The following is a 13,793-nucleotide window of genomic DNA, read 5'->3' as shown; positions in this document are numbered from 1 at the left end:
AATCCGGCCGGAAAGGCCGAAATCGGGTGGGCAGCGCTACACATCTCGTCCGCCGGAGGCGGAGGGCTACTCCTCGTCGTCGTCGAGGCGGGCCAGCCAGGTGGCCAGCCGCTCCACGGGGACCTCGAACTCGGGGTTCAGGTCCACGAAGAGCGAGAGCTGCTCGGCCAGCCACGCGAAGGAGACCTCCTCCTCCCCGCGGCGGGCCGAGAGCTCCTCGATCCCACGATCGGTGAAGTACATCAGGCGAACGCGCGGTCCATGAGGTCCTTGGCCTCCGTGACGTGCACCGCGTGCGAGCCGGCCGAGGGCGCGGACGACTCCGGGCGCGTGACCTGCGTCATCGGCAGGTCGAACGCGTCCTTCAGGTGCAGCGCCACGTGCGGCCACGGGCCCTGGTTCTCGGGCTCGTCCTGGACCCAGCGCAGCTCACGCGCGTTCGTGAACTTCGCGAGCTCGGCCTTGATCTCCTCGACCGGGCGCGGGTACAGCTGCTCGAGGCGCAGGATCGCCGTGCGCGGCGAGTCGCCCTCGCGCTTCTTGCGCTCGGTCATCAGGTCCCACGTGACCTTGCCCGAGCACAGGATGACGCGCTCGACCTTGGCCGCGTCGACGGTCTCGTCGCCGATGACCGGGCGGAACGTGCCGGACGTGAAGTCCTCGGGCTGGCTCGTGGCCTGCTTGTTGCGCAGCATCGACTTCGGCGTGAAGACGATGAGCGGACGGTGCTCGGCCTGCAGGTTCTGGCGACGCAGCAGGTGGAAGTACGACGCGGGCGTCGACGGCTGGGCGATCGTCATCTCGTCGTTCGCGGCGAGCGTCAGGAAGCGCTCGATGCGGCCGGACGAGTGGTCGGGGCCCTGGCCCTCGTAGCCGTGCGGCAGCAGCAGCACGACGCCGGACTTCTGGCCCCACTTGGTCTCGCCCGAGCTGATGTACTCGTCGATGACCGACTGGGCGCCGTTGACGAAGTCGCCGAACTGGGCCTCCCACATCGTCAGCGCCTCGGGACGCGCGACCGAGTAGCCGTACTCGAAGCCGAGCGCGGCGTACTCGCTCAGCAGCGAGTCGTAGACGTAGAACGAGGCCTGGTCCTCGCCGACGTGCTGCAGCGGCGTCCACTCGTCGCCGGACTGGCGGTCGATGATCGTCGCGAAGCGCGTCGTGAAGGTGCCGCGGCGCGAGTCCTGGCCGACGAGGCGGACGGGACGGCCGTCGAGCAGCAGCGAGCCCATCGCGATGATCTCGCCCGTGCCCCAGTCGATGGGACCGGCCGTGATCGACGCGGCACGGCGCTGCAGCTGGGGCAGCACCTTCGGGTGGACCGTGAAGCCGTCGGGCACGTTGGTGTACGCGTCCGAGACCGCCTTGAGCACGTCGGGCGTGACCGACGTGACGAGGTCGTCGTCGAAGGGCTTCTCGGGGTAGTCCGGCGTGCGCGTGTAGGCCGGGTCGTGCTCGGCCTGCTTGACGCGCTGGAAGTTCGACTCGAGGAGCTTCTGGTACTCCTTGAGCGCCTCCTCGGCCTCCTCCAGCGTGATGTCGCCACGACCGACGAGCGCCTCGGTGTACAGCTTGCGCACCGACTTCTTGTTCTCGATCGTGTCGTACATCAGCGGCTGGGTGAAGCTGGGATCGTCGCCCTCGTTGTGGCCGCGGCGGCGGTAGCAGACGAGGTCGATCACGACGTCCTTGTGGAACGTGCGGCGGTACTCGTACGCCAGCTGGGCCGCGCGGATGCACGCCTCGGGGTCGTCGCCGTTCACGTGGAAGACCGGCGCCTGGATCATGCGGGCGACGTCGGTGCAGTACGTGGACGAGCGCGACGAGGACGGGCTCGTGGTGAAGCCGACCTGGTTGTTGACGATCACGTGGACCGTGCCACCCGTGCGGTAGCCGCGCAGCTGGGACAGGTTGAGCGTCTCGGCGACGACACCTTGGCCGGCGAACGCCGCGTCACCGTGCACGAGGACCGGGAGCACCGGGAACTCCTCGCCGCGGTTGAGCACGTCCTGCTTGGCGCGCGCGATGCCCTCGAGCACCGGGTCGACGACCTCGAGGTGCGACGGGTTCGCCGCGACCGAGACCTTGATCTTGTCGCCGTGGACCGAGGTGAACTCGCCGTCGACGCCCAGGTGGTACTTGACGTCGCCGGAGCCCTGGACGGTGCGCGGGTCGATGTTGCCCTCGAACTCGCGGAACACCTGGGCCGGGTCCTTGCCGGCGATGTTGACCAGCACGTTGAGGCGGCCGCGGTGGGCCATGCCGATGCAGACCTCCTCGAGGCCGTCGGCGGCGGCGCCCTCGCAGATCTCGTCGAGCAGCGGGACCATCGTCTCGCCGCCCTCGAGGCTGAAGCGCTTCTGGCCGACGAACTTCGTCTGCAGGAACGTCTCGAAGGCCTCGGCCTGGTTGAGCTTCTGCAGGATGCGCAGCTGCTCCTCGCGGGGCTCCTTGACGTGCGGGCGCTCGAGGCGCTCCTGGAACCAGGACCGCTCCTCGGGCTCCTGGATGTGCATGTACTCGACGGCCATCGTGCGCACGTACGAGTCGCGCAGGATGCCCAGGATCTCGCGCAGCTTCATGAAGCGCTTGCCCGAGGCCTTGCCGAACGAGCCGACGGGGAACTCGCGGTCGAGGTCCCACAGGGTGAGGCCGTGCGACGCGATGTCGAGGTCGGGGTGCGTGCGCTGGCGGTACTCGAGCGGGTTCGTGTCGGCCATGAGGTGGCCACGGACCCGGAACGAGTGGATGAGCTCGAGCACGCGCGCCTGGCGGTCGACGTCGTCGTCGTGGCGCACCGAGATGTCCTGGGCCCAGCGGATGGGCTCGTAGGGGATGCGCAGCGAGCGGAAGATGTCGTCGTAGAAGCCGTCCGCGCCCAGCAGCAGCTGGTGGATGCGGCGCAGGAACTCGCCCGACTGCGCGCCCTGGATGACGCGGTGGTCGTACGTCGAGGTGAGGGTCATCATCTTCGAGACGGCCATCTGCGCGATGGTGTCCTCGGACGCGCCCTGGAACTCGGCGGGATACTCCATGGAGCCGACGCCGATGATGACGCCCTGGCCGGCCATGAGGCGCGGCACCGAGTGGTTGGTGCCGATGCCGCCGGGGTTGGTCAGGCTGACCGTCGTGCCCTGGAAGTCGCTGACCTCGAGCTTGTTGTCGCGCGCCTTGCGCACGATCGTCTCGTAGCCGCGCCAGAACTGGGCGAAGTCCATCTTCTCGGCGCCCTTGATGTTGGGCACCATGAGCTGACGCGAGCCGTCGGACTTCTGCACGTCGATGGCCAGGCCGAAGTTGACCTGCTCGGGGTTGAGCTGGACCGGCTTGCCCTTCTCGTTGTACTCGAAGCCGGTGTTCATCTCGGGCATCGCCTTGAGCGCCTGGACGACGGCGAAGCCGATCAGGTGCGTGAAGGAGACCTTGCCGCCGCGGGCGCGCGCGAGGTGGTTGTTGATGACGACGCGCTGGTCGAACAGCAGCTTCACCGGCACCGAGCGGACGCTCGTGGCGGTGGGCACCGCGAGGCTGGCGTCCATGTTGGTCGCCGTGCGGGCGGCCGCGCCCTTGAGCACGACCTTCTCGACCTCGCCGGGGCCGGTGGCCTCGGGCTGCGGGGTCGGCTGGGGCTTGGGCGTCGGCGACTTCGGCTTCTGCACGGCAGGGGAGGTCGGCGCCGCGGCCGGGGCCGGCGGGTTCTTCTCCTCGGCCGCCCGGTCGGGCGCCGGCTTGGCGGGGGTGGCCGGCTTGCTCGGCTGCTGCGCCGACGGCTCGTTCGCCGGCTCCTTGGTGTTCAGCTCAGACGGGTTGCTCGACGAGCTGCTCTTCGGCGCACTGCCGTTGGAGCCGCTCGTCGCCGCCGAGGAGCCGTTGCCGGAGGCCGATCCGTACCCTCCCTTGCGGAAGAAGTCGGCCCACGCCGCGTCCACCGAGGACGGGTCGGCGGTGAACTGGTCGTACATCTCTTCGACGAGCCACTCGTTGGCGCCGAAGTCGGGGTGTGATGCGTCGGTCGCCGACGCGCTGGGGGAGGACTCGGCCACGGCCAGAATCGCCTCTTCCGGGAAGTTGCTCGCGTGATCGCGCAGGGGGTGCTGGACTGTTGTACAGGGTAACGCGCACGCACGACACGGTGCAGGCAGGTCGCGCAACCCGTCGGTAACCGGAGGTCAGTGCTCGACGAGCGGCTAGGCCGTCTCGAGCGTGGCGTCCAGCGTCATGTCGTCGACGCCGTCGAGGGCCTTGCTCACGGGGCAGGTCTCCTTCGCCTCCTCGGCGATCTCCTGGAAGTCGGCGTCGCTGACGCCCTCGGCCTCGGCCCGCACGGTCAGCGCGATGCGCGTGATGCGGAAGCCCCCGTCGGGGTCCGGGCCCAGGGTGACGTCGGCGCTCGTCTCGACCGCGTTCACGGTGGCGCCGGCCTTCCCGAGCAGGGCCGTCAGCTGCATCGTGTAGCAGGAGGAGTGCGCCGCGGCGATGAGCTCCTCGGGGTTCGTGGCGCCGCCCCCGTCCTCGGACGAGCGCTTCGGGAACGACATCTCGAACGTGCCGAGACCGGACGACGTGAGCTCGACCTGGCCGGAGCCGTCGTCGAAGCCGCCGTCCCAGGCAGTGCGTGCGGTGCGAGTGGGCATGGTGCCTCCTGAGGGTTCGGTGGGCGTTCCTCTTCGACGCTAGCCACGTTCGCCGACATGCGCACGTTCCGTGGACAGGTGCGTGCGCGGCTCCTAGGTTCGACGGGTGGAGACGATCGACGCGTACGTCGCGCGAGTGCTGCCGACCCTCGAGCCGCGAGCCGATCGCCCCCGCGGCGACGTCGGGCAGCTGCGTGCGCTGCTCGAGGCGCAGGTCCAGAGCCGTCACCTCGATTTCGCCGCCCGGTGGCTCCAGGGCCAGGGCCGCGGCTACTACACGATCGGCTCCGCGGGCCACGAGGGAAACGCCGCGATCGGCCTGCTGTCGCGCGTGAGCGACCCGGCGCTGCTGCACTACCGCTCGGGCGGGCTGTACGCGGCGAGGTCGGCCAGGGCGGGCCGCGACGACGGCGTCCGCGCGGTCCTGCTGAGCCTCGTGAGCGCCCGCAGCGACCCGATGTCGGGCGGCCGGCACAAGGTGTTCGGGCATCCGGCGCTCAGCATCATCCCGCAGACATCGACGATCGCCTCGCACCTGCCGCGGGCGGTCGGCCTCGCCCTCGGCCTGGGCTTCGCGCGACGGCTCGGCCGGCACACCGCCTGGCCGGACGACGCCGTCGTGATCTGCTCGTTCGGCGACGCGTCGGCGAACCACTCGACGGCGGTCGGGGCGCTCAACGCCTCGGCCTACCTGGCGCACCGGGGACTGCCGTGCCCCGTGCTGTTCGTGTGCGAGGACAACCGCATCGGCATCAGCACGGCGTCGCCGGCGGGCTGGCCGGGCGCGATGCTCTCGGCGCTGCCGGGCGTGACGTACCGGGCGGCGGACGGGGACGACCCCGTCGGCCTGCTGGACCAGACGCAGGCGGCGCTCGACGAGGTCCGCTCGACCCGGCGTCCCGGCGTGCTGCACCTGAGCACCGTGCGCTTCCTCGGCCACGCCGGGTCCGACGCCGAGATCGCGTACCGGACCCAGCGCCAGATCGAGGCCGACTACGAGCAGGACCCGATCGTCGCGACCGCCCAGGCGCTGGTCGACGCCGGTGCGCTGACCGGTGCCGAGGCGCTGGCGCTGTACGAGCGGACGCGCTCTCGGGTCATGGACGAGGCGGCCGCCGTCCTGGCCGAGCCGCAGCTCGAGAGCCGCGCGGCGGTCGTCGCGCCGCTCGCGGTGCCGCAGGTGGCGAGCGAGCCGGGCCGCGCCGCGGACGGGCCGCGCCGCACGCTGGGCCAAGCCATCAACGCGACGCTCGCCGAGCTGCTCGAGGAGCACCCCGAGACGCTCGTGTTCGGCGAGGACGTGGGGGTGAAGGGCGGCGTCTACGGCGTCACGCGCGGCCTGCGCAAGCAGTTCGGCGGGCTGCGCGTGTTCGACACGCTGCTCGACGAGCAGACGGTCCTGGGCACGGCGCTCGGGACGGCGCTCGCCGGGTTCGTGCCGATCCCCGAGATCCAGTACCTGGCCTACCTGCACAACGCCGAGGACCAGCTGCGCGGGGAGGCGGCGTCGCTGGCGTTCTTCTCGAACGAGCAGTACCGCAACGGCATGGTCGTGCGGATCGCCGGACTGGCGTACCAGCGCGGCTTCGGCGGGCACTTCCACAACGACAACTCCGTCGCCGTGCTGCGCGACGTGCCCGGGCTCGTCCTCGCGGTGCCGAGCCACCCGGCGGACGCGCCCGGCCTGCTGCGCGCGTGCCACGAGCTGGCACGGCAGGGCCGGGTGTGCGTCTACCTCGAGCCGATCGCGAGGTACCACTCGCGCGACCTGCACCAGGACGGCGACGGGCTGTGGACGGCGCCGCCCGAGGCCGAGCGGGTCATCGCTCCGGGCGAGCTCGGTGTGCACGGCGAGGGCCGCGACGCCGTGCTGCTCACGTTCGGCAACGGCACGTACTTGAGCCTGCGGGCCGCCGAGACGCTGCGCCGGCAGGGCGTCGAGGTCACGGTCGTGGACCTGCGCTGGCTGGCCCCGCTGCCCGAGGCCGGGATCGTCCGCGCGTGCGAGGGCTTCGAGCACGTCGTGGTGGTCGACGAGACGCGGCACTCCGGCGGCGTGGGGGAGGGGATCGTCAGCGCGCTCGTGGCCGCCGGGCATCCCGGCCGCATCACGCGCGTCGCGAGCGCCGACAGCTACATCCCGCTCGGACCCGCCGCCGAGACGGTCCTGCTCGGCGAGGACGAGATCGTCGCCGCCGTCCTCCACCGCTGAGTTGCACGTTTCGCCGGCCAGTCGCGGCGTGTCGGCGGCCGAACGTGCAACTCAGCGGGAGAGGCGGGTCCAGCTCAGCCGGTGAGGTCGATGTCCTTGAACCAGGACTCGGTGACGTAGTCCGTCTCCCAGCCCAGCGACCGGTAGAGCGAGTCGGCGTTCGTGGGGGAGTCGGCGTCGACCTCGAGTCCCACGCGGTCGCGGCCGCTGCGCGCGGCGTCGGCGATGACGGTGGCCAGCAGCGACTTCGCCACGCCACGACCTCGGGCGGCGCGATTCACGCCGATGTACTCGACGTACGAGCCGGGCCGGCCGCCCTCGGGCGCGGACAGCCGCGTGCACACGACACTGCCCGCCGGGACGCGCCGCCCGTCCTCGGTGTCGACGTACGCGAGCCACCAGTGGTCCCAGCTGTGGCCGGGCTCCTCGCGCAGGCGCTGGACGAACTCCGAGAAGCTCTCGCGATACGAGTTGAAGTGGTCCTCGAAGGACTTCTCGAGCATCTCGTGCACGATCTGCAGGTCGGCCGCCACGGGCATCCCGTTCTCGTGCCGCTCGACGGGACGGACGATGACGCCCGCCCGCGGCTCGAGCGCGGCGTCCGCCTCGGTGATGGGCCGCTCCATGTGCAGCCACGTGCGGCGCTTGACGTAGCCCGCGCGCTCCAGCCAGCGCTGCTGGCGGGTGTCGCCGGCGAACGGGCTCTCGTCGAGCCGGGTGGCCTGCACGCCGCGGAAGCGCGCCATCGCGACCGCGACCTCCTCGGCCCAGCGGTAGAAGGCCTCCGCGAGCTGGTCGACCTCGGGCACGTCGCGGTCGAAGTAGCCCCAGATCAGCGCTCGGCCGGCGGCGCGGTCGTGCACGGTGATCCACGCGCGGGGCACGTCGTCGTCGCCCACCGCGACGATCTGGCGCCGCGTCCACGAGGCCTGTCCGGCGACCTCGGACTCGATCCCGGCGGGATCCACGTGGGCCTCGCCGGTGCCTTGGAGCTCGTCCAGCCGCCTCAGCTCGACGAGGGCGGCGATGTCGGCGTAGCCGGGAACGCGGGCGCGCCACGGGCTCGGCAGGTCGGGAAGGGCGGTCCTGGCGTCGTTCGTCGTGTCGGGCATCGGGACCATTGTGGCCGGATGTGCGGCGCGTGCACGCTCGGGACGGGAAGTGTGATCAGTGCCGCGTCGGCCGGTACGCCAGCTGCAGGGTGCGTCCGTCCAGCGTGCGGCTCTCCAGCAGCTCGAGGTCGAAATCGCCCACGCCCGCGAAGACCGGGCTCGTCCCGGTGAGGCCGGTGAGCACCGGGAAGACCGTCACCTGCACCACGTCGACGAGCCCGGCGGCCAGCAGTGACCAGTTCATCGCGAGGCTCCCGTGCGACCGCAGCGGCACGTCCGACTCCTGCTTGAGCCGCTGCACGACGTCCACGGCGTCCCCGCGCTCGACGGTCGCGTCAGGCCAGTCGACCGGGCCCTGCCAGGACGAGGAGACGACCGTGGTCGGCATGCTCCTCATGCGCGCGACCCACGAGTCCTGCACCTCGGGGTACTCGTTGCTCGCCGACATCTCGGCGAACTCGCGCATCGTGGTGGCGCCGAAGACCATGCGCTGCCGGTGCCCGAACTGCGCGAGCCGGTGCTCCAGCAGCTCGGGCCCCTGCTTGCCCCAGTACCCGCCCCAGTCGCCACCCGGACCGTACGAGCCGTAGCCGTCGAGGCTCATGAAGACGTCGAACGTGTAGGTGGTCACGATGACGGTGCCTTCCCAGGTGGCGGGGGCGGGGTGGCCGGGGGCCGGGGAGCGGTCCGCGGGGTGAGCCGCCCGTGTCGCATGAGGCCCGAGCCATCACGTCGTCTCAGTGATCCGACGGTAGTGGCAGCGGGACCGGGGTGGAAAGGGCCGCGTGCGTCAAGAGATGTTGACGATCCGCACGGCGTCAACTAACGTTGACGGCATGGCAGCCAAGGACTGGACGGACGCGGCCGCAGGGGACGACCCGGAGCGCGGCCTGCGGGCCGTGCGGTCGCTGCGCGAGCTGGCGGACCGGCTCGAGGCGCTGCAGGTGACGCGCGCCCGCGAGCTGGGCTGGTCGTGGCAGGAGATCGCCGAGGCCCTCGGCGTCACGAAGCAGGCGGTGCACCAGAAGCACGGCAGGAGGACATGATGTTCGAACGATTCACGCACGAGGCCCGCGAGGCGGTCATCGCCACGCAGGACGTCGCCCGCGAGACCGGCACCCGCACGATCGACACGCGCCACCTCGCGCTGGTGCTCGCGGACCGGGCGGGCCCGGCGCGCGACGCGCTGGCGGCGGTCGGCGTCGATCCCCGCCGCATCGCCGAGGACCTGGCGCGCGAGCTGAGCGGCGACGGGCTCGACGCCGACGCCCTGGCCGGCCTCGGCATCGACCTCGAGGCCGTCCGCTCCGCGGCCGACCGCACGTTCGGCGCCGGCGCGCTCGACCGCGCCCGCCGTCGATCGACGAGGCGCCAGGGGTTCGGCAAGGACGCGCGGAAGGCCCTCGAGTTGGCGTTGCGCGAGGCGCTGCGGCAGCGCGACCGCAGGATCGACGGCGGGCACCTGCTGCTCGGCGTGCTGCGCGCGTCGTGCCCGGGACGCGACGCGCTCGTGCGGGCCGGCGTCGACGTCGACGACCTGCGGGCCGCCGTCGAGGGCCGGTCCGCGGCCTGACTCAGGAGTCCGCGAGGCGCGCGGGGAACCCGCCCGTCGCGATCGGGCCCCAGCGCGTCGGCGTGATCCGCAGCAGGGACTTGCCCTGCTCCACCATCGCCCGGCGGTACTCGTCCCAGTCCGAGTGCTCGCCGGCGATGTTGCGGAAGTACTCCACGAGCGGCTCGACGGCCTCGGGCACGTCCAGCACCTCGCACGTGCCGTCCACCTGGATCCACGGCCCGTCCCACTCGTCCGACAGGACCACGACGCTGACGCGCTCGTCGCGGCGTGCGTTGTGGACCTTCGCTCGCTCGGGATAGGTCGAGACGACGAGGCGGCCGGAGTCGTCGACGCCGCCGGTGACGGGGGAGGCCTGCGGAGCGCCGTCGCGGCGACGCGTGAGGAGGACGAAGCGGTGCCGGGGACGGACGAAGTCGAGCATCTCGTCGCGGTCGACGGGGGTGTTCGTGGCGATGGATCGGGCCATGGGACGCATCTTGGTACGAAGGGGCCGCCGCGGCGACCGCAACGAAGAAGGGCCCGCCCCTCAGGACGGACCCTCGTCGCGGTGCCCCCGGCAGGATTCGAACCTGCGCTCCCGCCTCCGGAGGGCGGTGCTCTATCCCCTGAGCTACGGGGGCCCGTCGTGTCGCGTGGACAACGCGACAGTCAACGGTAGCGCACGAGTAGCGTTGTCCTCGTGCCCCCCACCGTGCTGGTCGTCGACGACACCCCGTCGATCCGGTTCCTCATCCGCACCAATCTCGAGCTGGCCGGCTTCGAGGTGACCGAGGCCTCCGACGGGCAGGACTGCCTCGACATCCTGGCGGCCGCCGAGACGCTCCCGGACGTCGTCACGATGGACATGGTCATGCCCCGCATGGACGGCGTCACGGCCATCACCCGCATCCGGGCCAACCCGGACTACGCCGGGATCGGCCTGGTCATGGTGTCTACGCAGAGCCAGCAGATCGACATGAACCGCGCCGCCGCGGCCGGCGTCGACGAGTACGTCATCAAGCCGTTCGACCCCGACGTGCTCGTCGAGGCGGTGCGCCGGGTCCACGAATCTCGGCGGTAGCGCAGGCCGATAGGCTTGACCGGTGACCCCCGAGCAGCTCTCCGACACCATCGTCCGCGCCCTGACGTCCCTCGTGGACGCGGGCCGCGTGACCCTTCCCGACGCGCTTCCCACGGCGGTGCGCGTCGAGCGACCGAAGGTCAAGGAGCACGGCGACTACGCCACCAACATCGCGCTGCAGCTGGGCAAGAAGGCCGGCATGAACCCCCGTGAGTTCGCCGACCTGCTGGCGGCCGAGCTCGGCGCCACGGACGGCATCGCCGGGGCCGAGGTCGCCGGTCCCGGCTTCCTCAACATCCGCGTCGCCGCGGGCGCCCAGGGCGAGATCGCCCGACACGTCCTCGAGGCGGGCCGGGGCTACGGCCGCAACGACACGTACGCCGGCGAGCGGATCAACCTCGAGTTCGTCAGCGCCAACCCGACCGGCCCGATCCACATCGGCGGCGTCCGCTGGGCGGCCGTGGGCGACTCGCTGGGCCGGCTGCTCGAGTTCAGCGGCGGCGACGTCACCCGCGAGTACTACTTCAACGACCACGGCGCCCAGATCGACCGCTTCGCGCGGTCGCTGCTGGCGTCGGCGCGCGGCGAGGCGACCCCCGAGGACGGCTACGGCGGCCAGTACATCCACGACATCGCCGCCACGATCACGGCCAAGCATCCCGATGCGGCCACGCTGCCCGACGACGAGGCGCACGAGCTGTTCCGCGCCGAGGGCGTCGCGCTGATGTTCGCCGAGATCAAGGCGAGCCTGCACGACTTCGGCGTCGACTTCGACGTGTACTTCCACGAGAACGACCTGCACGAGTCCGGTGCCGTCGAGCGCGCCATCGCGCGGCTGACCGAGCTGGGCAAGATGTACGAGTCCGACGGCGCGCAGTGGCTGCGCACGTCCGACTACGGCGACGACAAGGACCGCGTCGTCATCAAGTCCGACGGGCAGCCGGCCTACATCTCCGGCGACCTGGCGTACTACCTCGACAAGCGCGAGCGCGGCTTCGACCGGTCGATCATCATGCTCGGCGCGGACCACCACGGCTACGTGGCCCGCATGATGGCGATGTGCGCGGCGTTCGGCGACACCCCGGGCGTCAACCTCGAGATCCTCATCGGCCAGATGGTCAACCTGCTCCGCGACGGCCAGCCGCTGCGCATGAGCAAGCGCGCCGGGACCGTCATCACGCTCGAGGACCTCGTCGACGCGATCGGCGTGGACGCGGCGCGGTACGCGCTGGCGCGGTACTCGACCGACTCCACGATCGACCTCGACCTCGACCTGTGGGCGAGCGCCAGCAACGACAACCCCGTGTACTACGTCCAGTACGCCCACGCGCGGCTCTCGTCGATCCTGCGCAACGGCCGCGACCTGGGCCTCGAGGCCGACCTGGCCGCGTTCGACCCGTCGCTGCTGGTCGAGGAGCGCGCCGGCGACCTGCTGCGCGCTCTGGCCGAGTTCCCGCGCGTCGTCCAGCGCGCCGCCGAGCTGCGCGAGCCGCACCGCATCGCGCGGTACCTCGAGGACACGGCCTCCACGTTCCACAAGTTCTACGACGAGTGCCGCGTGCTGCCCCAGGGCGACGAGGAGCCCACCGACACCCACCGCGCCCGCCTCGTGCTGGTCGCGGCCACCCGCCAGGTCGTCGCGAACGGCCTGGGCCTGCTGGGCGTCTCGGCGCCGGAACGGATGTGACGATGCGATCGCACGAGGCCGGTGCCCTGCACGGCCAGGCGGGCACGCGCGGCCCCGAGTGGCTGCGCGAGCCCGACGACGCCAACCAGCTCGTCCCGCACCTGTGGTCCGCCAATGTCAGCAAGGTCGACGGCGTCCTGACGGTGGCCGGCGAGACCGCCACCGAGCTCGCGCAGGAGTTCGGCACGCCGCTCTACGTCGTCGACGAGGACGACTTTCGCGGACGGGCGCGCGCCTTCAAGGCGGCGTTCCCGACGGCGGACGTCTACTACGCCGGCAAGGCGTTCCTGTGCGTCGCGACGGCGCGCTGGATCGCCGAGGAGGGCCTCAACCTCGACGTGTGCACGGGCGGCGAGCTCGCGGTCGCGCTGCGCGCGGAGTTCCCGCCCGAGCGCATCGGCCACCACGGCAACAACAAGTCGGTGGCCGAGCTGCGCCGTTGCCTCGAGGTCGGCGTGGGCCGCATCGTGATCGACTCCTTCGAGGAGATCGAGCGGCTCGGCGCGCTGACGGCCGAGCTCGGCGTGCGCGCGCCCGTCATGGTCCGCGTCACGGCGGGCGTCGAGGCGCACACCCACGAGTACATCTCCACGTCGCACGAGGACCAGAAGTTCGGCTTCTCGATCTCCGACGGCGCCGCCCTCGACGCCGTGCGCCGCGTCCTCGCGACGGAGGGGCTGGACTTCCTGGGCCTGCACTCGCACATCGGCTCGCAGATCTTCGTCACCGACGGCTTCGAGGTCGCCGCGCGACGCGTGCTGCGCCTGCACGACCAGATCGCCCGCGAGCTCGGCGTCACCGCGCCCGAGCTCGACCTCGGCGGCGGGTTCGGCATCGCCTACACGACCCAGGACGATCCGCGCGCGCCCGAGGACCTCGGCCGCGAGATCGTCAAGATCGTCACCGACGAGTGCGCCGCGCTCGGCGTCGAGGTGCCCCAGCTGTCGATCGAGCCGGGCCGCGCCATCGCCGGCCCGTCCACGTTCACGCTCTACGAGGTCGGCACGACGAAGGCCGTCGGCCTCGACGGCGGCGGCTCGCGCCTGTACGTCTCGGTCGACGGCGGCATGAGCGACAACATCCGTCCCGCGCTCTACGGGGCCGACTACTCGTGCACCCTCGCGTCGCGCGAGTCCGAGGCGCGACCCGCGCTGGCGCGCGTCGTCGGCAAGCACTGCGAGTCCGGTGACATCGTCGTGAAGTCCGAGTTCCTGCCGTCCGACATCGCGGCCGGCGACCTGCTCGCGGTGCCCGGCACGGGCGCCTACTGCCGCTCGCTGGCCAGCAACTACAACCACGTCCCGCGGGCCGCGGTGGTGGCGGTGCGCGACGGCGAGGCCCGGCTGATCCTGCGCCGCGAGACCGAGGAGGACCTGCTCCGCCTCGACGTGGAGTGACCTCGGTCGCCCTGGCTTGACCTCAACTGAGGTTGAGGTTGTCTGCTGGCGGGGAGTCCACTGAAGGAGAACCCATGCCAGTCCTGTGCCAGCACGTCCCCGAGGAGAGCCG

The 13,793-nt window shown here is 71.5% G+C and carries 12 protein-coding genes and 1 tRNA gene; 6 read left to right on the top strand and 7 right to left on the bottom strand.

Annotation, left to right across the window (positions count from 1 at the left end):
• Positions 1-66: 66 nt before the first annotated feature.
• The 3 genes from AB3M81_RS16370 to AB3M81_RS16360 all read right to left on the bottom strand — a co-directional run bounded on the left by AB3M81_RS16370 (position 67) and on the right by AB3M81_RS16360 (position 4,637).
• Entirely contained in the window at positions 67-243 is a 177-nt protein-coding gene (locus AB3M81_RS16370; RefSeq protein ID WP_412904992.1) for a DUF6104 family protein, read from the bottom strand.
• Positions 243-4,046 carry a multifunctional oxoglutarate decarboxylase/oxoglutarate dehydrogenase thiamine pyrophosphate-binding subunit/dihydrolipoyllysine-residue succinyltransferase subunit gene (locus AB3M81_RS16365; RefSeq protein ID WP_412904991.1) on the bottom strand — a complete coding sequence of 1,268 codons (3,804 nt, stop codon included), beginning with the start codon at positions 4,044-4,046 and terminating at the stop codon, positions 243-245. Before AB3M81_RS16365 ends, AB3M81_RS16370 begins: the two co-directional genes overlap by 1 nt.
• A 144-nt stretch (positions 4,047-4,190) precedes the next feature.
• Positions 4,191-4,637 (bottom strand): OsmC family peroxiredoxin, encoded by a 447-nt coding sequence (locus AB3M81_RS16360; RefSeq protein WP_412904990.1) that lies wholly within the window; start codon positions 4,635-4,637, stop codon positions 4,191-4,193.
• 106 nt (positions 4,638-4,743) lie between these two features.
• Between AB3M81_RS16360 and AB3M81_RS16355 the strand changes: the two genes are divergently transcribed.
• Positions 4,744-6,849 (top strand): thiamine pyrophosphate-dependent enzyme, encoded by a 2,106-nt coding sequence (locus AB3M81_RS16355; protein ID WP_412904989.1) that lies wholly within the window; start codon positions 4,744-4,746, stop codon positions 6,847-6,849.
• Between the two features lie 74 nt (positions 6,850-6,923).
• On the opposite strand, the gene AB3M81_RS16350 is transcribed toward AB3M81_RS16355, so the two are convergent.
• Both AB3M81_RS16350 and AB3M81_RS16345 read right to left on the bottom strand, forming a co-directional pair.
• Positions 6,924-7,961 carry a GNAT family N-acetyltransferase gene (locus AB3M81_RS16350; protein WP_412904988.1) on the bottom strand — a complete coding sequence of 346 codons (1,038 nt, stop codon included), beginning with the start codon at positions 7,959-7,961 and terminating at the stop codon, positions 6,924-6,926.
• A gap of 55 nt (positions 7,962-8,016) precedes the next feature.
• A complete protein-coding gene (locus tag AB3M81_RS16345) occupies positions 8,017-8,592 on the bottom strand; it encodes a dihydrofolate reductase family protein (RefSeq protein ID WP_412904987.1) in 576 nt (191 codons plus the stop codon).
• Positions 8,593-8,797: 205 nt separating this feature from the next.
• Here AB3M81_RS16345 and AB3M81_RS16340 point away from each other — a divergent pair, with 205 nt between their 5' ends.
• Complete coding sequence (locus AB3M81_RS16340) at positions 8,798-9,007, top strand: helix-turn-helix domain-containing protein (protein ID WP_412904986.1); 210 nt, start codon at positions 8,798-8,800, stop codon at positions 9,005-9,007.
• The gene (locus AB3M81_RS16335; protein WP_412904985.1) at positions 9,007-9,534 is read left to right on the top strand and encodes a Clp protease N-terminal domain-containing protein; all 528 of its coding nucleotides are present in this window, start codon (positions 9,007-9,009) and stop codon (positions 9,532-9,534) included. Before AB3M81_RS16340 ends, AB3M81_RS16335 begins: the two co-directional genes overlap by 1 nt.
• Position 9,535: 1 nt before the next feature.
• On the opposite strand, the gene AB3M81_RS16330 is transcribed toward AB3M81_RS16335, so the two are convergent.
• Positions 9,536-10,003, bottom strand: a complete 468-nt coding sequence (locus tag AB3M81_RS16330) for a PPOX class F420-dependent oxidoreductase (RefSeq protein ID WP_412904984.1) — start codon at positions 10,001-10,003, stop codon at positions 9,536-9,538.
• Between the two features lie 82 nt (positions 10,004-10,085).
• Positions 10,086-10,157, bottom strand: a tRNA-Arg gene (locus AB3M81_RS16325).
• A 59-nt stretch (positions 10,158-10,216) separates the two neighbouring features.
• On the opposite strand from AB3M81_RS16325, the gene AB3M81_RS16320 reads away from it, so the two are divergent.
• Genes AB3M81_RS16320 through lysA form a run of 3 tightly spaced genes read left to right on the top strand, consistent with a single transcriptional unit; the run spans position 10,217 to position 13,681 of the window.
• A complete protein-coding gene (locus tag AB3M81_RS16320) occupies positions 10,217-10,597 on the top strand; it encodes a response regulator (protein WP_412904983.1) in 381 nt (126 codons plus the stop codon).
• A 22-nt stretch (positions 10,598-10,619) separates the two neighbouring features.
• Entirely contained in the window at positions 10,620-12,284 is a 1,665-nt protein-coding gene (gene argS, locus AB3M81_RS16315) for an arginine--tRNA ligase (protein WP_412904982.1), read from the top strand.
• 2 nt (positions 12,285-12,286) lie between these two features.
• Positions 12,287-13,681 (top strand): diaminopimelate decarboxylase, encoded by a 1,395-nt coding sequence (gene lysA, locus AB3M81_RS16310; RefSeq protein WP_412904981.1) that lies wholly within the window; start codon positions 12,287-12,289, stop codon positions 13,679-13,681.
• The last annotated feature ends 112 nt before the right edge of the window (positions 13,682-13,793 follow it).

Source organism: Aeromicrobium jepli (assembly GCF_047246605.1).
In the GTDB taxonomy this organism is placed as follows: Bacteria; Actinomycetota; Actinomycetes; order Propionibacteriales; family Nocardioidaceae; genus Aeromicrobium.
The sequence above is the reverse complement of the archived record's forward strand: the minus strand, read 5'-3'. Positions and strand labels throughout refer to the sequence as shown.